Origin of the sequence: Corynebacterium sp. HMSC056E09, assembly GCF_001813425.1 — a bacterium.
Taxonomy (GTDB): Bacteria; Actinomycetota; Actinomycetes; order Mycobacteriales; family Mycobacteriaceae; genus Corynebacterium; species Corynebacterium hesseae.
In genome coordinates, this window is record NZ_KV812513.1 from 381,917 (window position 1) to 399,375 (window position 17,459).

Here is a 17,459-nt window from a genome sequence, read left to right on the forward strand (position 1 = left end):
GCCGTGGGCGCGTGGCCGGGAGAGTACGTTTCTAACAAATAGTGCCCCAGATCTTTAAAGATCTGGGGCACTATTTGATCGAAGCGTCACCGGGCGCGACGCTGGGGAATGACGCTGGCGTGCGGCGCCGCGCTGCGGTGCCGCAGGGGAGTTAGGAGAGGGCGGAGAGGGCGACGCCATGAAGCTTGCCGTTGGAGGCAAGCGCTGAGCCGCCGTGGGGCCCATCTTCACCGCGAACGTTGGTGAAGCGGCCACCGGCCTCGGTGACGAGGAGCGCCGGGGCGGCCAAGTCCCACAAGGAGACCTCGGGTTCGGCGGCGATGTCGACGGCACCCTCGGCCACGAGGCAGTAATTCCAGAAGTCGCCGTAGCCGCGCAGACGCCAAACCTTGTCCGTCAAGGACACGAAAGCATCGCGGTTTGAGCCCCAACCGGACAAGGAACTCATAGCAAGGGAGGCATCCGCCACGTCGGAGACCTCGGAGACGCGTAGGCGCTTGGGTTCCCCGCCGAAGACGCGGTAGGCGCCGCCCCCCTTGGCCGCATACCAGCGGCGGCGCAGGGCCGGGGCAGAAATGACGGAAACCACCGGCTCGCCGTCCTCCAGTAGTGAGATCAGCGTGGCCCAGACGGGGACGCCGCGCACGAAATTCTTCGTGCCATCGATAGGATCGATGACCCACTGGCGGCCCTCGAAGCAGGCCTCGCCGCCGAATTCTTCGCCCAGAACTTCATCGCGCGGGCGCGAGCGTTTCAGCGCCTCGCGGATGGCCTTTTCGCAGGCCAGGTCGGCGTCGCATACCGGAGTCATGTCCGGCTTCTCCTTGACGGACAGATCTGCTGCCTCAAAGCGGTGCATCGTGATGGCATCCGCATGCCCGGCCATCTCCAAGGCCAAGCCGAGGTCTTCTTTGTACTTACCCACGGAGCCATTCCTCCATCTGATCAACTACCTGTTTATTGCCCGCGATACACCATTCCACACCGCCGGCTTCAACCTTGCGCGCCGCGCCGCCTGCCGCGAGCACCAGCGCTTGGCCCGGATACCAATCCCAATCCTTCACGGAATGCTGCATCCATGCTCCCCACGTGCCATCCGCCACGCAGGAGAGGTCCACGGACCCTGCGCCTAGCATGCGCACGGTGGCAAAGTGCGGGGCCACCTTCTCCCAAGCGGAGGCGATGGCGGGATCCGTGATGGAGGTGGGGTGCAGGTACGTCGACAAGCACAGCTTGTCGGCGGGGGCGTCGGTGAGTTTGGCGACTTCCTTGCCATCCAGGCTGGTGGGGAAGTCACGGCCACCAAACCACGTGTAGCCCATGGCGGGGCGGTGGACGGCGCCGAGGATGACTCCTTCAGCGTCGACAAGCGCGAGCGCAGAGCACCAGTAATCGGCGCCCGAGGCGAAGTTGTAGGTGCCATCGACGGGATCGATGACCCAGGTCCGGCCGGAGGCCGAGTCGCGGTTGGCGCCCTCCTCGCCCACGATGCCGTCCTCGCCGCGCAGGGCTTCGAGCACGCCGGCGACGAAACGCTCGGCGGCGAAGTCCGCGTCGGTGACGACATCGGAGACGGAGGTCTTTTGCTCTACGTCGACACCCTGCTCGCGCAGGCGCCAGGCCAGGCGGCCTGCGTTATAGACAAGGGCCTGTGCTAGGTGGGCATCGGTATCGTCCGCGTGGGCGACGATGAAGGTTTTGATGATGGCATCGATCATCTCGGTGAGGCTTGGCTGGTCACTCATGCCGCCTATTGTCGCGCTAAACGCGGCCGATGGCTAATCAGGGAGAAAGAATAAGTAAAGTAGGGGGCTATGCGTCCGGAACAAACAGCTCGTCTTGAGGAACTCAGCGCCACTTTGACCTCCATTGAAAAGGTGATGGACCCGGAGGCGGTGTCCGAGCGTGTGCGCGAACTCGAGGCTCAGGCGGGGGATCCGTCGCTGTGGGACGACCCAGACCATGCGCAGAAGGTGACCTCGGAGCTCTCGGCGCAGCAGGCAAAACTGCGCAAGCTGAATTCCCTGCGGGGGCGGATCGAGGACCTTCCGGTCATGTCCGAGCTGGCGGAGGAGGAGGGCGATGAAGCCTCCAAGGAACTCGTGGACACAGAGCTGAAAGAGCTTGGCGCGGCCATCGAGGCGCTTGAGGTAACCACGATGCTCTCCGGCGAGTATGACGAGCGCGAGGCCGTCATCAACATCCGCTCCGGCGCGGGTGGCGTGGATGCGGCGGACTGGGCGGAGATGCTCATGCGCATGTACACGCGCTGGGCGGAAAAGCACGGACACAAGGTCGATGTCTATGACATTTCCTATGCCGAAGAGGCCGGCATCAAGTCCGCCACCTTCGTGGTGCACGGCGAATACATGTATGGCCAGCTCTCCGTGGAACAGGGTGCGCACCGCCTCGTGCGCATCTCGCCTTTTGATAACCAAGGCCGCCGCCAGACCTCCTTCGCGGAGGTGGAGGTGCTGCCGGTGGTGGAGCAGACTGACTCCATCGAGGTTCCGGATTCGGAGGTGCGCGTGGATGTCTACCGCTCTTCGGGTCCTGGTGGTCAGTCCGTGAATACGACGGACTCGGCGGTGCGCCTGACACACATCCCGACGGGAATCGTGGTGACCTGTCAGAATGAGAAGTCCCAGATCCAGAACAAGGCCTCTGCCATGCGCGTGCTGCAGGCGAAGCTGTTGGAGCGCAAGCGTCAGGAGGAGCGCGCGGAGCTTGATGCGCTGGGCGCCGGTGGCAATGCATCCTGGGGCAACCAGATGCGCTCTTATGTGCTGCATCCGTACCAGATGGTCAAGGATCTGCGGACGAATTACGAGGTAGGGGATCCCTCCAAGGTCTTGGACGGAGATATCGATGGCTTCCTGGAATCCGGAATCCGGTGGCGCATGGCGCAGCAGGAGGCCTAGGCCCGAGTGGCAAATGTTGCTAATGTGGCTTAAGTGATCACTTTCGAGAATGTGTCCAAGGTCTATCCGACCTCCACTAGGCCCGCTCTGGACAACGTGTCCTTTGAGATTGAGGACGGCGAATTCGTCTTCCTCATCGGCCCGTCCGGCTCCGGCAAGTCGACCTTCCTCCAGCTCATGGTGCGCGAAACCAATGTGAGCTCGGGAGAAATTTACTTCGGGGACTTCCACGTCAACACGTTGAAAGGCCGCGAGGTCAATAGCCTGCGCCAATCCATCGGCTACGTCTTCCAGGATTTCCGGCTTCTGCCCAAGCTCAACGTGTACGACAACGTCGCCTTTGCCCTCGAGGTCATCGGCAAACGCAAGGCGCGGATTGCCAAGCAAGTGCCCGAGGTCCTCGACATGGTCGGCCTAGGCGCCAAGCAGCATCGCATGCCGCACGAGCTTTCCGGCGGTGAGCAGCAGCGCGTGGCGATTGCGAGGGCCTTTGTCAACCGCCCCAAGCTGCTGCTTGCCGACGAACCCACGGGCAACCTCGATCCCTCCACTGCCGCGGAGATCATGGCCTTGCTCACCAAGATCAATCGCCACGGAACCACCGTGGTGATGTCGACGCACAACGCGCGCGCGGTCAACGAGGCCCGCCAGCGCGTCATCGAGCTGCACAACGGCACGCTCGTGCGTGACGAGAAGAACGCAATGTACGGGGAGGCGGTCTAGGTGAATCTAGGCTTTGTTTTCAGGGAAGCCTTTAAGGGGCTCGGGCGCAACATCACCATGACTATCGCCATGGTGATTACCACCGCCATTTCGGTGGCGTTGGTGGTGGCCGGCGTCTTGGTCACCCAGATGACCAATGACACTAAGGACATCTACCTCGAGCGTGTCGAGGTCATGGTCCAGCTCAATGAGGAGATTTCAGCCAACGATCCGGAGTGCAAGGATGCCGCATGTGCCGGGCTGAAGAAGAAACTGGAAGCGGATGAGGACATTGAGTCCGTGAGCTACCGCAACCGCGAGGATTCCTATCAGCGCTTCGTGGAGCTGTTCAAGGACACCGATCCGGTCATGGTTGAGGAAACCTCCCCGGATGCACTGCCGGCTGCCTTCCACGTGCGGTTGAAGGATCCGACGGATACCGCGCCTATCGACGCCATCGCTTCCGACCCCGCTGTCAGCGACATCGTCGACCAGCAGGAGGAGGTTCGCAGCGCCGCTGGCAACTTGGACGCCATCCGGAATGCCACCTTCATCCTTGCCGCGGTCATGGCGCTTGCAGCCATCATGCTGATTGCGAACATGGTGCAGATCGCCGCCTACCAGCGCCAGCGGGAGACCGCGATTATGCGTATCGTCGGTGCCTCGCGGTGGGTTACTCACGCGCCCTTCATCATGGAAGCAGTCCTCGGTGCTGTCGGCGGCGTTGTCCTCGCCGGTATTGGCGTCATCCTGGGCAAGAACACCGTGCTCGATCCCGCCCTCAACGACCTGTACCACAACCAGCTTCTAGCCCCGGTGACCTCTGGGGACGTCTGGACGGCGCTGCCCATCGTCGGGCTTGTGGCAATTGTGTGTGCTGCGCTGACCGCACAGGTAACGATGCGCGCCTACGTGCGGACCTAGAGCTGCAGGGGCGATGTGGATTTTGCCTGGCAGTAGCGTAATATAGTCCGAACTATGGCGAAGAAGGCAAAGAAGAAAAAGGCGGCCGTCGACAATAACTCGACCCTGGCCACCAACCGACGTGCCCGCCACGACTACACCATCCTCGACACCCTGGAATGCGGCATGGTGCTCGTGGGCACCGAAATCAAATCGATGCGCGAAGGCAAGATTTCCCTGGCGGATGCCTTCGCCACTATTGACGACGGCGAAGTCTACATCCGCAATCTCCACATCCCGGAGTACTCCCAGGGAACGTGGACGAATCACTCGCCCAAGCGCACGCGTAAGCTTCTCTTGCACCGCAGGGAGATAGACAAACTCATGGGGCAGGTGCGCGACGGCAACAAGACCCTGATCCCGCTCAAGGTCTACCTGAAGGACGGACGCGCCAAGTGTGAACTCGGCCTGGCCAAGGGTAAACAGGACTATGACAAGCGTGAGGCAATTAAGCGCCGTGACCAGGACCGCGACATCACCCGCGAGCTGGGTCGCCGCGTCAAGGGGATCAACGCCTAACCTGGGAGCCATGATTTACACGGCCAAGGTTCATGACGTTATTCGGGGCGAGGAGCAACCGCGTGGGGTAGCGGTGCTCGTCGATAAGCTCTGGCCCCGTGGCGTGGCCAAGGAGCGCCTGCCCTATGACCACTGGTTCAAGGATGTCGCGCCCAGTCCGGGGTTGCGTAAGTGGTGGGGACACGATGCCGACACCTTTGAGGAATTTACCCGGCGCTACCGCGCAGAACTCGACGCGAATGACAGCGAGGAGCTGGAACAACTGCGTCACCTTGCTGAGCTTGGCGACGTCACCCTCCTCTTTGCTGCCAAGGACCGCGAGGTCAACCACGCCACTGTGTTGAAGGCGTGGTTAGAGGAGAGCTAGGCAAACAGTCCCCAAATGGTGGCGCCCACGGCGATGAGGCCCGTGACGACGACGAACACGTTGCTGGGGCGGCCGCGGAATTGCTTGAGAGCATCGATGCGGTGGATGGCATACATCGGCAGCAGGTAGAGGATCGAGGCGATGAAGGGGCCACCGATGGCTTCGATAAGCCCCAGGATCGATGGATCGATGATCGCGACAACCCACGCGGCCACGAAGATGATGCCGTGCATGATGGAATTGAGCTGCTTTTCCGAGAGCTTCGCCGTAGCGTGCGGTGCGGCGCTGCGCAGCAGGAAGTTGCCGCCCTCGGTGGCCCCCAGTACGTGGCCGAAGTAGGAGGAGATGATGGCGATCATCGCGATGATGGGGGAAAGGAAGGCCAAGACCGGAACGCCGGTGACGTTGGCCAGGTAGGACAAGACCGGCAGGTTCTGCTCGCGGGCCTCCGCGAGCCCGTCTGCACCGAGCGTGAGGGTGCACGACCACACGAAGAACATGGTGAACACGGTGAGCAGAATCGCTGTCAGCGCCAGCGCGCGCGACGCATTCTCGGAGCTCTTCTCGCGGCCGTGTGCAGCGACCATAGCCAAGGAAAACTGGGAGATGGCGGGGGAGTGGTTAAAGGAGAAAACCAACACGGGGATGATGAGGGCGACAGCACCGACGACGCGCCAATCATTGTTGCCAACTTCCATGAAGGAGGCGATATCCCAGCGCGGGATGAGATAAATGGACAGCGCGCCGAGACAGAAGATCAGCGGATACACCAGGAACTGCGTGACGGCGAGCACCATGCGTTGGCCAAAGGTGAAGACGATGGTCATGATGCCCACGAGGAGGAACGACAATAGAGGACGCGGAACCGAGGGCCCGTGTAGCTGGTTGACGATGAAACTATCAACCGTATTGGTGATCGAAACGCCATAAATGAGGACGATGGGGAAAATTGCGCAGAAATAAACCACCGAGATGATAAATCCTGCGCTTTTGCCGAAGTAGTCCGTGACCACCGCGGTGATGTCCTCACCCTGGCGTGGCGACGCACAAATCATGCGGGCGAGCCCGCGGTGGGAGAAGTACGTCATCGGGCCGATCAGGATGGTTGCCACGAGTAGCGGCCAGAAGCCGAAGCTGCCGGCGTTGATGGGAAGGAACAAAATGCCGGCGCCCACGGCGGTACCAAAGAGGGAGATGGCCCATTCGGTATTGCTCGCTTGATGGTGGGCGGTTTCTTGGGAGCTAGAGGTTTCGGTGGTTGCGCTCACTTTGCAGCCTTTAACAAAGTAGGTGAATAGGACTCACACACCTTAACAGCGTTTAAGTTGATGTTAATCACAAGGGGGTGCTTATGAAAGCTATGCCTCATGTGGCCTGGGGTGAAGCTTGCGGGAATAGGGGCGGGTGCAGTAGCGTTGAACGAACCGTAGGGCGCGCAAAGGCGCGTGCTGCGCAGCTTTCACAGCAATGTGTAATCGAGGGGTCGACATGGTTTCGACTTCGTACATTGAGCCAGGGGAAGCGTGCCGGTGCAGGCTAGAGACCACCGTTAAGCGTCGTAGCAACCAATAAACGCAGAGAAGAACTCTCAGCGTGACTACGCCCTCGCTGCCTAATTTCAGCGACGCGTGTCTGTCAGCCTAGGTTTGGTTCCTGACCTAGATCCTGGCATCGACTAGGGAACTTGCCTGACCGGTTTGTTGTTCGGCCGGTTGGGGACTTTAAGAGCAACTGGGCCCATCATCCGGAGCGAGTTTGCCCGAGCCGGAGGGCCGAGTAGAGATCCTGTGCAGACTGCGCACGGAGAAGCCCTGGCGAGGTGACGAAGGACCCGGGTTCAATTCCCGGCGGCTCCACTGAAGAGCAAGAAACCCGCTGGTCGTAACGGCCAGCGGGTTTCTTGTGTGAAGGGGGTGGATTAACCGATCGGGTAACCGGTGACCGGGCCCTCAGTGTTTGGCTGCCAGCCCAGCGCAGGGGCGATATGGGTGGCGAAGCTTTCGAGAATCTTCACGTTGACGTCCACGCCCATGCCGGTCGGGATGGTGATCAGTAGGGTGTCGGCGGACATGACGGCCGGGTCGGCCTTGAGCTGCTCGATGAGCTTGTCGGGCTCGGCGGCATAGGTGCGGCCGAAGGTGGACGCACCGACGTCGGGCAGCATGCCCACTTGGTCGGAGCCGGAGGCCTGCATGCCGAATCGCTGCATATCGGCGCCGTCCACGATGGGGAAGATGGAGCGGGAGACGGACGCGCGCGGGGCCCAGTCGTGGCCCGCTTCCTTCCAGGCAGCACGGTAGCGGCTGATCTGGTCTGCCTGGATCTCACCTAAGGTCGCGGCGGTGGTCTCGGAAACCAAGGTGGAAGACATCAGGTTCAGTCCGTCCCTGGCGGTCTGCTCTGCCGAAGTATGAGTACCGGAGCCGTAGAAGATGTGCTTGCGTAGATCAGGGGCAATGGGGAAGACAGGGAGGGCGGAGCCGGGCTGGAACATATTCGGGTACTGGCGGTCTAGAGGTGCGGCGGTGGCAAACCCGTTGCCGTCCACCGCAGCCATGAACGCCTCGAGGTGAGCTCGTGCCACGTCCGCGCCGTTGGGGGCCTCGCCCTTGTAGCCGAAAGCCTCCCAACCACGCTCGGCAACCTCCGGGGTGCCGCGCGAGACGCCCAAGGCCACGCGGCCGCCGGAGATTTGGTAGAGGGATGCGGCCTCTTCGGCGAGGTAGAGTGGGTTTTCGTAGCGCATGTCGATCACGCCGGTGCCCACCTCAATGTTCTTGGTGGTGGCGGCGACTGCGCCGAGCAGCGGCATCGGGGCTGAGGCTTGCGGTACGAAGTGGTGGACGCGGAAAGACGCGTTGTTCACGCCGATCTCATCTGCAGCCTGGGCGATTTCCAGGTGGATCTTCGCGACTTTTTCGGCGGACGGTCCACGCTGGCCGCCGAAGGCGTAGTGTCCGAAGCTTAAGAATCCGAATGCTTTCATTGGCTAAACACTCCTATTGGTGACGTATCAACAAACAGGGTGGCGCCCCATCAGCAGATTGTCACGGTCTAAGGCTGCTCCGCCAAAATCCCCAGTTAGAAAGCGTTCTATCTGGGGTCTCTTCGTGTGTGGAGCCGCCGGGAATTGAACCCGGGTCCCAGATGCTCGTCCGTGCTCATAGGGCCTGCTTTAGGATGGCCGCATGGATACCGAATCTCTCCGCATCGCTGTCGTCTTGTTTGAAGGCTTTGAGCTTCTCGACGTCTTCGGACCCGTCCAGCTGCTTCAAGCGGTGCCTGACATCACCGTGGTTTTCGCCGGGCCGACGGGCGAGCCAGTTGCAAGCTCGCAGGGCGTGGAAGTGGTGCCGACGATTTCTTATGGGCAGATTGGGCTGACCGACGCTCTCCTCGTTCCCGGCGGTAAAGGAACCCGGCAGCTCGTAGGGGACGAATCTTTTCTGTCGTGGCTTCGTGGGTTGGGCGCACAAGCACCGTGGGTTGCCTCCGTGTGCACGGGTTCTGCGGTCTTGGCGGCAGCGGGGCTTTTGGAAGGCTACGCCGCGACGGGCAACAAGCGTGCCTTTGCGTGGGCGAGCTCCTTCGGGGAGTCCGTGATTTGGAAGCCCAAGGCGCGGTGGGTGCAGGACCGTAATCGGTGGACTTCCTCAGGCGTGGCGGCGGGGATGGATATGACGGTCGCACTCATTGAGTACCTCAGCTCCGAAGCTGTTGCCATCGACGCTGCCAACTTTGCGGAATTCGAGCCGCATCGCGATTGCGAGTGGGATCCTTTCGCCCGGCTTTATGGGCTGGTGCCCTCGAGCGTTGACGACGCTGAATGCGGGGAGTGACGTCTGGGAAGCCGACGACGCTCACGGTAGATAAGGTGCTAAAAACGGTCGATTTTGGGCCACTATTTACCGTGAGTGTAGCGATGGGTGAAAAGCGCTCTTGGTGAGAGGGCGCTCGGAACTTCGTCGTCAGCAGAAGCGTTAATGTTCTAGTGACTGATCAAATCTTGCGTGGTGAACTATGGCGATAAAGATGCCTATCGACTTAAGGCCGCTTCGTGTCGAGGATGCTACCGAGATGGCTACTGTGCTTTCCAGCCGTGCCCTGTACACGTTTACGGGTGGTGAGCCGCCTTCTGCTGATGAGCTTGCGCGACGGTACGCGTTCCAAACCCGAGGCGGCTCGAGCGACGGTACCGAAGAATGGATCAATCTCATCGTCACCCTCGGTTCGAGTAAGCAACCGATAGGTTACGTCCAGGCGACTGTGCCCCGCAGCGGTGATGCGACGGAGATCGCATGGGTGATTGGGAAACAGTGGCAGGGGCATGGATACGCCAAGGAAGCCGTGAAACTGCTTAGCGCTTATCTTGCGGAGCGAGGCATTACGCATCTCATCGCTCATATCCATCCCGAGCACTTAGCCTCACAGCATGTCGCTGCCTATGCAGGGATGAGCCCCACGGCACAGGTCGTTGACGGCGAAGTCCGTTGGGAGCGCAGATAGTCTCCAACAAAATCGTGAAAAGCGAGCATCATTGCCAACTCAGGGCTAATGGACACCTCTCAGTGTTGTTCACGGTAGATAAGGGGCTAAAAACGGCGTCGATTTTGGGGCGCTATTTGCAGTGAGCGTAATGAGAATCCCGTGAGGGGTGTAGGGGCGCGGGGCGAAAGCGGAGGACGGCTGGCCGGGAAAATGTGACGAAGAAGGAAAATATTTGTTACCCAAGTTACATTCCCGTGGTAGCCTTTCCCCAACAGTGTGACGTGGAGCACTGGGACTGACCCCTACGACAGGAGTACCCATGAACAGCCCATCCAATACGGCGCCGAAAGGCGGCGCCGGCACCACGGAGAAGTCGAAAGCAAATCCCGCCAAGGCCGAGCAAAAATCGAGCCAGCAATCCAGCGGGGGAATGCTGGATAAATTCCTCAACGGTGTCGAGTACATCGGCAACAAGCTGCCGGAGCCCTTCACCATCTTCTTAATCCTCTTCCTAATTACCGGTGTCCTCTCCACCATCATGGCCAAGATGGGCGTGGAGATTAAGATTCCCGGATCGGATGAGATTCAGCCGGTGAAGGGTCTCTTCACCGGTGAGGGACTGACGTGGTTCACCACGACAATGGGTGAGAACTACATCAACTTCCCGCCGCTGGTGACGGTGCTGCCCATCATGCTGGCGGTGGGTGTGGCGGAGCGCTCCGGCATGCTCTCTGCGTTGATTCGCAAGCTCTTTGGTTCCGCCAAGCCCTGGCTGCTTCCGTACGCCGTCGGCGTTATCGGCGTGACCGCTTCCGTCATGGCGGATGCCGCCTTCGTCATCGTCCCGCCGCTGGCGGCGATGGTCTTCAAAGCCGCGGGCCGCCACCCAGTGGCTGGCCTGATTGGTGGCTTCGCCGCCGTGGGCGCTGGCTATTCCACATCCTTGGTGCCGACTTCCTTGGATGCGCTCTTTGCCGGTATTACGACCGCGGTCATGGAGACGCTGCCGAATACCGACTTCGCGCCGGTTAACGCCATGTCGAATTACTACTTCAACGTGGCCTCCTCCATCGTGCTGGGTGTGCTGGCTGGTTTCATCATCGACAAGGTCATCGAGCCGCGCATGTGGCAGCAGGAAGTTCCCACTGAGGAAGATATTGATCCCGAGGACGCCGCTGAGCGTGGTGACCGCGATGAAAACGGCGAGGAGCTCACCGCTGAACTGCGCCCGGCCGAATCCAAGGGCCTCATCTGGTCCGGTGTGGCCACGGTCATCCTCACCGCCATCATCCTCTTCGCGGTCCTTCTGCCAGAATCGCCGTGGCGCAATGAGGAGGGCAGCTTCTTGCCCAAGTCCCCGCTGCTGAATTCCATCGTCTTCATCGTTTTCGCCTACTTCTTGGTGCTTGGCGTTGTCTACGGCAAGGTTGTCGGCACGGTCAAGGGAATCACCGACGTCGTGAACATGATGATCGGTGCTCTCAAAGACATGATGAGCTTCCTTATTCTGGCCTTCATCCTGGGTCAGTTCGTGGCGCTCTTTGCGTGGACCGGTATCGGTACCTTTACTGCCGTGAAGGGTGCGGCCTTCCTCGAATCCATCGGGCTTACCGGCTTCCCAGCCATTTTCGCCTTCATCGCGCTCGCATCGTGCCTGAACCTGCTGATCATTTCCGGTTCTTCCATGTGGACGCTCATGGCAGCGGTCTTCGTTCCGATGTTTGCCCTGCTGGGTTATGAGCCGGCCTTCATTCAGGGTGCGTTCCGCGTTGGTGATTCCGCGACCCAGATCATCACCCCGCTGAACCCGTACATGATCGTCATGCTTGGCTTCCTCCAGCGCTATGAGCGCGGGGCGGGCCTGGGAACACTGATGTCGCGCCTCGTGCCCTTCGTTATCCCGTTTTTTACCGCTTGGGCAATTCTGCTGGCCATCTGGTTCTATGTGGATCTTCCGCTGGGACCGGGCAACAACGTCATGATTGGTTAATCGAATGGACGAACGCAACAATCCGTCGACAGCGTATTTGGAGGCGATGGAGGAGGGCGTCGCCAAGCGCGTGGCGTCCGCCGCCCCACCGGAAAAGCACGGAGAGGACTACCCGGGCCAATCGCGGCTCTGGGACGCTGCTGCCGCACAGGCAGATGCCCTGCGGGAGCAGGCAGCGCACATCGTTGCGGATCTGCACGCCCACCCCGAAACCGCTTTTGAGGAGCATCGCTCCATGGCGGTACTCGCGGACCTCGTGGAGGAGCATGGTTTTTCCACGCGCCGCGGGGTCTATGGTGTGGAGACCGCGTTCGAAGCCTCGTGGCAGAGCCCGGATTTCGATCCCGGGCAGCATCCCACCGTGGCCATCCTGGCGGAATATGATGCCCTGCCGCATATTGGGCACGCGTGTGGGCACAATGTCATCGCCGCGGCGGGTGTTACTGGATTCTTGGCGGCTACTGCCGTGCTGGACGACGCCACCCCTTCCTTATCCGGCCGCATACTTCTCCAGGGAACCCCTGCGGAGGAAGGTCATTCCGGCAAGGAATACATGATTCGCGGAGGCAGCCTCGACGGCGTGGATGCCGCAGTGATGATCCATGGCTTTGGTTATGACATCGGCGCGCACGCCTGGGTAGGCCGCCGCATCTTGCGTGTGACATTTCGTGGTGTGGCTGCACATGCGAGCTCCCAGCCCTTCATGGGGCGCAACGCCCTCGACGCCGCGAGCTTGGCCTACCAGGGCATTGGTCTGATGCGGCAGCAGATGCCGCCTTCGGATCGCGTGCACGCCATCATGAGCGGTGGCGATCGCCCTTCCATTATTCCGAGCGAGGCGGAGATGACTGTTTACGTGCGCTCGTTGGGAACGCGCACGCTCATGGATCTGTCCGCCAGGGTGGAAGACATCGTCCAGGGTGCAGCGCTCATGGCCGGCGTTGAGGTGGATGTGGATTGGGACGAGCATCCGATGACGCTGCCCGTGCGCAACAATGCGGCGCTGGTGGACCGCTGGACGGCGACGCAAGCGCGCCGGGGGCGCACTGCGCTGCCGGCGGGGACGGTTCCGGATACGGTGGCTGCCTCGACGGACTTCGGCAACGTCTCCCACCTCGTTCCGGGTTTGCACCCGATGGTGCAGGTTTCGCCTACCGACGTGGCCTTGCATACCGAGGACTTCGCCCGCTGGGCGGCCACGCCGCAGGCGGTGGATGCGGCTGTCGATTCCGCTGCAGGGTTGGCGCAAGTAGCGCTAGATTTCTTGGCGGACTCGGACTTTCGCCGCGCGGCGCAGGAAGACTTTGATAGAGAAGGGCCTGTATCGGTGACCGATCTCATCGCGGAGAAGGGGTAGCGTGCCACGTTCTTGTAATGGCACGTCACGGGGCGTCGCCCAGCGTATGCGTACCCCCGTGATGAATTAAGAAACAATTGTGTGCTTGAAAGGTAAGCCTTACATAGGTTAGGTTATGCGCTGACATTATTTGCCAGCTGTGGTTAGCCACACCTAATATGCAAGGAAACTATGTTTACTCTTTCTCGCCGTGCCGCAGGCGCGACCGTCACCAAAGTTGCCGCCACCCTCTCCGTGGCTGCGCTCGCTCTAACGGGTTGCTCCGCAAACCAATCCCAGGATTCTGCTGAGCCGACCAACTCCGCAGCCGCGGACTCCTCCACGATTACGCTGGAGGATAACTTTGGTTCGAAGGAGGTCGCGCTGCCGGTAGAGAACCCCGCGGTGACGGATAACCGCGCTTTCTCCGTTCTGGCTCAGTGGGATATCGACCTTGCCGCCGCGCCGCTTCCGCTGGTGCCGAAGTCCCTGCGTGATACCTACAACAAGGACACCGTCGAGGTTGATCTGGGCTCCCATAAGGAACCGGATCTGGAAAGCCTCGTCGCAGCGGAGCCGGACGTGGTGTGGAACGGCCAGCGTTTCGAGCAGCACCAGGAGGACATCGAGAAGCTGCTCGAAGATGTTCCAGTTGTTGACTTCGAGCCGCGCGATGACAAGGACTTCTTCGAAGAGCTCAAGCGCCACACCGAGGCGCTGGGCCAGGTCTTTGGCCACGAGGAAGACGCCGAAAAGCTCATCGCGGACTTCGACGCTGCCGCCGAGCGTGCCAAGAAGGCCTATGACCCTGAGCAGAAGGTGATGGCCGTGAATACCTCCGGTGGTGAAATCGGCTACATCGCTCCTGGCATCGGGCGCGTGTATGGGCCGGTCTTCGACTTGCTCGGCCTGACCTCGGCCCTAGAAGTCGACAATGCTTCTGACGACCACGAGGGTGACGATATCTCCGTCGAGGCGATTGCTCAGTCCAACCCGGATTGGATCCTCGTTATGGACCGCGACGCTGCCATTTCCAAGGAAGGCGAGCAGGTCACCCCGGGTGAGAAGCTGGTCAAGGACAATGCGGCGCTGAAGAGCGTGAGCGCGGTAAAGGACGGCAACGTTTACGTGGCGCCGAATGACACCTACATTGATGAGTCCATCATTACCTACACCGAGATCTTGAACGCGCTTGCCGACGCCTTCGAGAAGGCCCAAGCCTAAACAGTTCTGCGTTAGCGAAGGAGAAGATTCACAACGTGACGGTGAAGAGTAGCGCTGCGTCCCAGCGGCCAGCCGCGAACAAGCGCAGTTCGCGCGGTTCTGTGCTGACCTGGAAGCTGGGCCTTGGCGTACTTGGCGTCGTCGCGCTACTCCTCCTTTCCCTCATCGTGGGCGAGTACAGCATCCTCGATAATGAGGACGGCTGGGAGATGTTCTTCACCACCCGCATACCGCGTACCGTGGCGCTCGTTTTGGCGGGCGCTGCGATGGCAATGAGCGGTTTGGTTATGCAGCTGCTGACTCAAAACCGCTTCGTGGAACCCACGACGACGGGAACTACCGAGTGGGCCGGATTGGGCCTGCTCTTTTCCCTAATCCTCTTCCCGCATGCATCGGTACTGGTGAAGATGATCATTTCGGTGCTCTTCGCTTTCGTGGGCACCATGGTGTTTTTCGCGTTCCTGCGTCGCGTGGCACTGCGCTCTTCACTCATCGTGCCGATCATCGGCATTATGCTGGGCGCTGTCGTTAGTGCGGTGTCGTCCTACGTAGCGCTAGCGACGGATACCTTGCAGCAGCTCGGCATCTGGTTCATGGGATCCTTTACCTCTGTCTATGAAGGACAGTACGAAGTCCTGTGGATCGTGCTCCTGGTTTTGCTGGCGGTGTGTTTCTACGCGGATAAACTCACCGTCGCCGGGCTAGGGGAGGACATCGCCACCAATATTGGCCTGAACTACCAGCGGATGATCCTGCTGGGAACCGGCCTCATCGCGGTGGCGACGGGCGTGGTCACCGTCGTCGTTGGCGCCCTGCCTTTCTTGGGCCTCATCGTGCCTAATGTGGTGAGCATGGTGCGCGGCGATGACCTGCGCTCTAATCTTCCATGGGTCTGCCTGCTCGGCATCGCCACGGTGACCCTGTGCGACCTGATTGGCCGCATCATCATTGCCCCGTTTGAGATGCCCGTATCGGTCATCCTGGGCGTTGTGGGTGCTATCGTTTTCGTCGTCTTGATCGTGAGGTCGACCAAGTGAGTGTGAGTATCTCTATCCCTGCGACGAAGGAAGCTGTGCAAGTTTCACGAGCCCGGCGAAACGTGGGCAGCTTCCAGTCTGCGGCTGCGGCGCGAAAGTACTGGATCATCCTCGGTGCTTTGATCTTCGCCGGGCTGCTCTTCGCCTTCGGCCTTTTGGCCTATGACAACCCCATGGACTTTGGGACCCGGAAGTGGTGGCTCATTGCGCGTCGCCGCGCTGATGCGGTGACCGCCATGGCGGTTGTCGCCGTGTGCCAAGCAGTCGCCACGGTAGCTTTCCACACGGTGACCAACAACCGAATCCTCACGCCCTCCATCATGGGCTTTGAATCCCTGTACGTGGCCATCAATACGGCTACGGTCTTCTTCCTCGGTGCTGCCGGCCTGACCCAGGCGCGGACCATGGGAACCTTTCTCATGCAGCTCGTGCTCATGGTAGCGCTGTCTGTGGTGCTGTATTCGTGGCTGCTGACCAGCCGCCGCAACAACATGCACGCGATGTTGCTCGTGGGCATCATTATCGGCGGCGGCCTCGGCTCGTTGGCAACGTTTATGCAGCGCATGCTCACCCCCAGCGAGTTCGATGTGCTCACCGCGCGGCTTTTTGGCTCCGTTAACAACGCGGAAAGTGAGTACTATCCCATCGCGATTCCGCTGGTCATTGCGGTGACACTGTTGATGTTCCTCAACTCCCGTCAGCTCAACGTGTTGGCATTGGGGAGAGATGCCGCCACAAACCTGGGCGTTAACCACAAGGTCAACGCCATCTACACGCTGATTTTGGTCTCTATCCTTATGGCCACGAGCACCGCGCTCGTTGGGCCCATGACCTTCCTCGGATTCCTCGTAGCAACGTTGGCCTACCAGGCGGCGGAGACTTATGACCACCGTTTCCTCTTCCCGATGGCTATTGCCACCGCCTTCGCTGTACTCACCGGCGCCTACTTCCTGATGGAGCACGTCTTTTATGCACAGGGCGTGGTCTCCATCATCATTGAGTTGGTGGGCGGTAGCGTCTTCCTCCTGGTCATTCTGCGAAAGGGCAAGCTGTGATCAAGCTTTCCAATGTCTCGAAGTCCTACTCCGGCGAGACCAACATCGGTCCCATCGATCTGGAAATTCCCTCCGGTGGCATCACGGCCCTCATCGGTCCGAATGGCGCGGGCAAATCTACGATGCTGACGATGATTGGCCGGCTTCTCGACGTCGACGAGGGCACCATCGAGGTCGCCGGCTACGACGTCGCTTCCACGAAATCGCAGGATCTGGCAAAGATCCTCTCCATCCTGCGCCAAGAAAACCACTTCATTACCAAGCTGACCGTGCGCCAGCTGGTGAGCTTCGGCCGGTTCCCTTACTCAAAGGGGCGACTGACTGCAGAAGACGAAGAGGTAGTCTCGCGCTACATTGACTTCTTCCGCCTTGGCGAATTGGAGAACCGCTACCTCGATGAACTCTCCGGCGGCCAGCGACAGCGCGCCTACGTGGCGATGGTGCTGTGCCAGGAGACGGACTATGTGCTTCTCGACGAGCCCCTCAATAACCTCGACATTTCCCATTCGGTCGAGATGATGAAGCACCTGCGAAAGGCCGCCAAGGAATTCGGCCGCACGATCATCATCGTGTTGCACGACATCAACTTCGCTGCCCGCTACGCCGACTATATCTGTGCGGCCAAGCACGGTAGCATCGTTGCCTTCGGTGGGCCGGAGGACATCATGCGTGATGACATCCTGACTCCAATCTTTGAAACCCCCATCACGGTCATCGACGGACCGGATGGGCTCTTGGCCTGTTACCACTAGCTATTAACATTCAGGTGGACTGCCCGACAGTCAGAAAACCGCCCCAGGAAGAGCGTCAAAATGTGCATCTTCCTGGGGATTTGTTGTTTGTTGGGGGTGTGCGTA

Annotated in this window: 17 protein-coding genes and 1 other RNA gene; 14 read left to right on the forward strand and 4 right to left on the reverse strand. The window is 60.4% G+C overall.

What is annotated here, in order from left to right:
• Nucleotides 1-151: 151 nt before the first annotated feature.
• Together hisN and HMPREF2912_RS11170 are read right to left on the reverse strand one after the other, a co-directional pair.
• A complete protein-coding gene (hisN, locus tag HMPREF2912_RS11165) occupies nt 152-925 on the reverse strand; it encodes a histidinol-phosphatase (protein ID WP_070530319.1) in 774 nt (257 codons plus the stop codon).
• Nucleotides 918-1,745 (reverse strand): inositol monophosphatase family protein, encoded by an 828-nt coding sequence (locus HMPREF2912_RS11170; protein ID WP_070684181.1) that lies wholly within the window; start codon nt 1,743-1,745, stop codon nt 918-920. Before HMPREF2912_RS11170 ends, hisN begins: the two co-directional genes overlap by 8 nt.
• Before the next feature lie 69 nt (nt 1,746-1,814).
• Between HMPREF2912_RS11170 and prfB the strand changes: the two genes are divergently transcribed.
• The 5 genes from prfB to HMPREF2912_RS11195 are packed head-to-tail and all read left to right on the forward strand — an operon-like array spanning nt 1,815 to nt 5,472.
• Nucleotides 1,815-2,921, forward strand: coding sequence for a peptide chain release factor 2 (prfB, locus tag HMPREF2912_RS11175; protein WP_070524678.1), 1,107 nt, complete (start codon nt 1,815-1,817; stop codon nt 2,919-2,921).
• 33 nt (nt 2,922-2,954) lie between these two features.
• Nucleotides 2,955-3,644, forward strand: coding sequence for a cell division ATP-binding protein FtsE (ftsE, locus tag HMPREF2912_RS11180; RefSeq protein ID WP_070562781.1), 690 nt, complete (start codon nt 2,955-2,957; stop codon nt 3,642-3,644).
• Nucleotides 3,645-4,547, forward strand: coding sequence for a permease-like cell division protein FtsX (gene ftsX, locus HMPREF2912_RS11185; RefSeq protein WP_070596544.1), 903 nt, complete (start codon nt 3,645-3,647; stop codon nt 4,545-4,547).
• A 54-nt stretch (nt 4,548-4,601) separates the two neighbouring features.
• Nucleotides 4,602-5,105: an SsrA-binding protein SmpB gene (smpB, locus tag HMPREF2912_RS11190; RefSeq protein WP_070524672.1), complete on the forward strand. Its 504-nt coding sequence runs from the start codon at nt 4,602-4,604 to the stop codon at nt 5,103-5,105.
• A gap of 10 nt (nt 5,106-5,115) precedes the next feature.
• Entirely contained in the window at nt 5,116-5,472 is a 357-nt protein-coding gene (locus HMPREF2912_RS11195; protein WP_070684183.1) for a DUF488 domain-containing protein, read from the forward strand.
• On the opposite strand, the gene HMPREF2912_RS11200 is transcribed toward HMPREF2912_RS11195, so the two are convergent.
• Nucleotides 5,469-6,740 carry an SLC5/6 family protein gene (locus tag HMPREF2912_RS11200; protein WP_070563543.1) on the reverse strand — a complete coding sequence of 424 codons (1,272 nt, stop codon included), beginning with the start codon at nt 6,738-6,740 and terminating at the stop codon, nt 5,469-5,471. The two genes, HMPREF2912_RS11195 and HMPREF2912_RS11200, sit on opposite strands and share 4 nt — an antisense overlap.
• Nucleotides 6,741-6,951: 211 nt before the next feature.
• Between HMPREF2912_RS11200 and ssrA the strand changes: the two genes are divergently transcribed.
• Nucleotides 6,952-7,331, forward strand: a transfer-messenger RNA (tmRNA) gene (ssrA, locus tag HMPREF2912_RS11205).
• Between the two features lie 59 nt (nt 7,332-7,390).
• On the opposite strand, the gene HMPREF2912_RS11210 is transcribed toward ssrA, so the two are convergent.
• Nucleotides 7,391-8,458, reverse strand: coding sequence for an LLM class flavin-dependent oxidoreductase (locus HMPREF2912_RS11210; RefSeq protein WP_070684185.1), 1,068 nt, complete (start codon nt 8,456-8,458; stop codon nt 7,391-7,393).
• A gap of 202 nt (nt 8,459-8,660) precedes the next feature.
• Between HMPREF2912_RS11210 and HMPREF2912_RS11215 the strand changes: the two genes are divergently transcribed.
• The 8 genes from HMPREF2912_RS11215 (at nt 8,661) to HMPREF2912_RS11250 (ending at nt 17,354) form a co-directional block, all read left to right on the forward strand.
• Complete coding sequence (locus tag HMPREF2912_RS11215; protein WP_070684188.1) at nt 8,661-9,311, forward strand: DJ-1/PfpI family protein; 651 nt, start codon at nt 8,661-8,663, stop codon at nt 9,309-9,311.
• 193 nt (nt 9,312-9,504) lie between these two features.
• Complete coding sequence (locus HMPREF2912_RS11220) at nt 9,505-9,978, forward strand: GNAT family N-acetyltransferase (protein ID WP_255365831.1); 474 nt, start codon at nt 9,505-9,507, stop codon at nt 9,976-9,978.
• A gap of 301 nt (nt 9,979-10,279) precedes the next feature.
• Nucleotides 10,280-11,950, forward strand: coding sequence for an AbgT family transporter (locus tag HMPREF2912_RS11225; protein ID WP_070530303.1), 1,671 nt, complete (start codon nt 10,280-10,282; stop codon nt 11,948-11,950).
• 4 nt (nt 11,951-11,954) lie between these two features.
• Nucleotides 11,955-13,307 carry a M20 family metallopeptidase gene (locus HMPREF2912_RS11230; protein ID WP_070684190.1) on the forward strand — a complete coding sequence of 451 codons (1,353 nt, stop codon included), beginning with the start codon at nt 11,955-11,957 and terminating at the stop codon, nt 13,305-13,307.
• A gap of 171 nt (nt 13,308-13,478) precedes the next feature.
• Complete coding sequence (locus HMPREF2912_RS11235; protein WP_070684193.1) at nt 13,479-14,510, forward strand: siderophore ABC transporter substrate-binding protein; 1,032 nt, start codon at nt 13,479-13,481, stop codon at nt 14,508-14,510.
• Nucleotides 14,511-14,545: 35 nt separating this feature from the next.
• Nucleotides 14,546-15,547, forward strand: a complete 1,002-nt coding sequence (locus HMPREF2912_RS11240; RefSeq protein ID WP_070684195.1) for an ABC transporter permease — start codon at nt 14,546-14,548, stop codon at nt 15,545-15,547.
• A 35-nt stretch (nt 15,548-15,582) separates the two neighbouring features.
• Nucleotides 15,583-16,602 carry an iron chelate uptake ABC transporter family permease subunit gene (locus HMPREF2912_RS11245; RefSeq protein ID WP_070530293.1) on the forward strand — a complete coding sequence of 340 codons (1,020 nt, stop codon included), beginning with the start codon at nt 15,583-15,585 and terminating at the stop codon, nt 16,600-16,602.
• Nucleotides 16,599-17,354, forward strand: coding sequence for an iron ABC transporter ATP-binding protein (locus tag HMPREF2912_RS11250; protein ID WP_070684196.1), 756 nt, complete (start codon nt 16,599-16,601; stop codon nt 17,352-17,354). Before HMPREF2912_RS11245 ends, HMPREF2912_RS11250 begins: the two co-directional genes overlap by 4 nt.
• Nucleotides 17,355-17,459: the final 105 nt, after the last annotated feature.

Bases quoted from the DNA above. Each gene is read 5' to 3' on its own strand.
- HMPREF2912_RS11170 (WP_070684181.1), bottom strand. From the start codon at position 1,745: ATGAGTGACCAGCCAAGCCTCACCGAGATGATCGATGCCATCATCAAA.
- HMPREF2912_RS11230 (WP_070684190.1), top strand. From the start codon at position 11,955: ATGGACGAACGCAACAATCCGTCGACAGCGTATTTGGAGGCGATGGAG.
- HMPREF2912_RS11235 (WP_070684193.1), top strand. From the start codon at position 13,479: ATGTTTACTCTTTCTCGCCGTGCCGCAGGCGCGACCGTCACCAAAGTT.
- HMPREF2912_RS11225 (WP_070530303.1), top strand. From the start codon at position 10,280: ATGAACAGCCCATCCAATACGGCGCCGAAAGGCGGCGCCGGCACCACG.
- HMPREF2912_RS11195 (WP_070684183.1), top strand. From the start codon at position 5,116: ATGATTTACACGGCCAAGGTTCATGACGTTATTCGGGGCGAGGAGCAA.
- HMPREF2912_RS11210 (WP_070684185.1), bottom strand. From the start codon at position 8,458: ATGAAAGCATTCGGATTCTTAAGCTTCGGACACTACGCCTTCGGCGGC.
- prfB (WP_070524678.1), top strand. From the start codon at position 1,815: ATGCGTCCGGAACAAACAGCTCGTCTTGAGGAACTCAGCGCCACTTTG.
- HMPREF2912_RS11215 (WP_070684188.1), top strand. From the start codon at position 8,661: ATGGATACCGAATCTCTCCGCATCGCTGTCGTCTTGTTTGAAGGCTTT.
- smpB (WP_070524672.1), top strand. From the start codon at position 4,602: ATGGCGAAGAAGGCAAAGAAGAAAAAGGCGGCCGTCGACAATAACTCG.
- HMPREF2912_RS11220 (WP_255365831.1), top strand. From the start codon at position 9,505: ATGCCTATCGACTTAAGGCCGCTTCGTGTCGAGGATGCTACCGAGATG.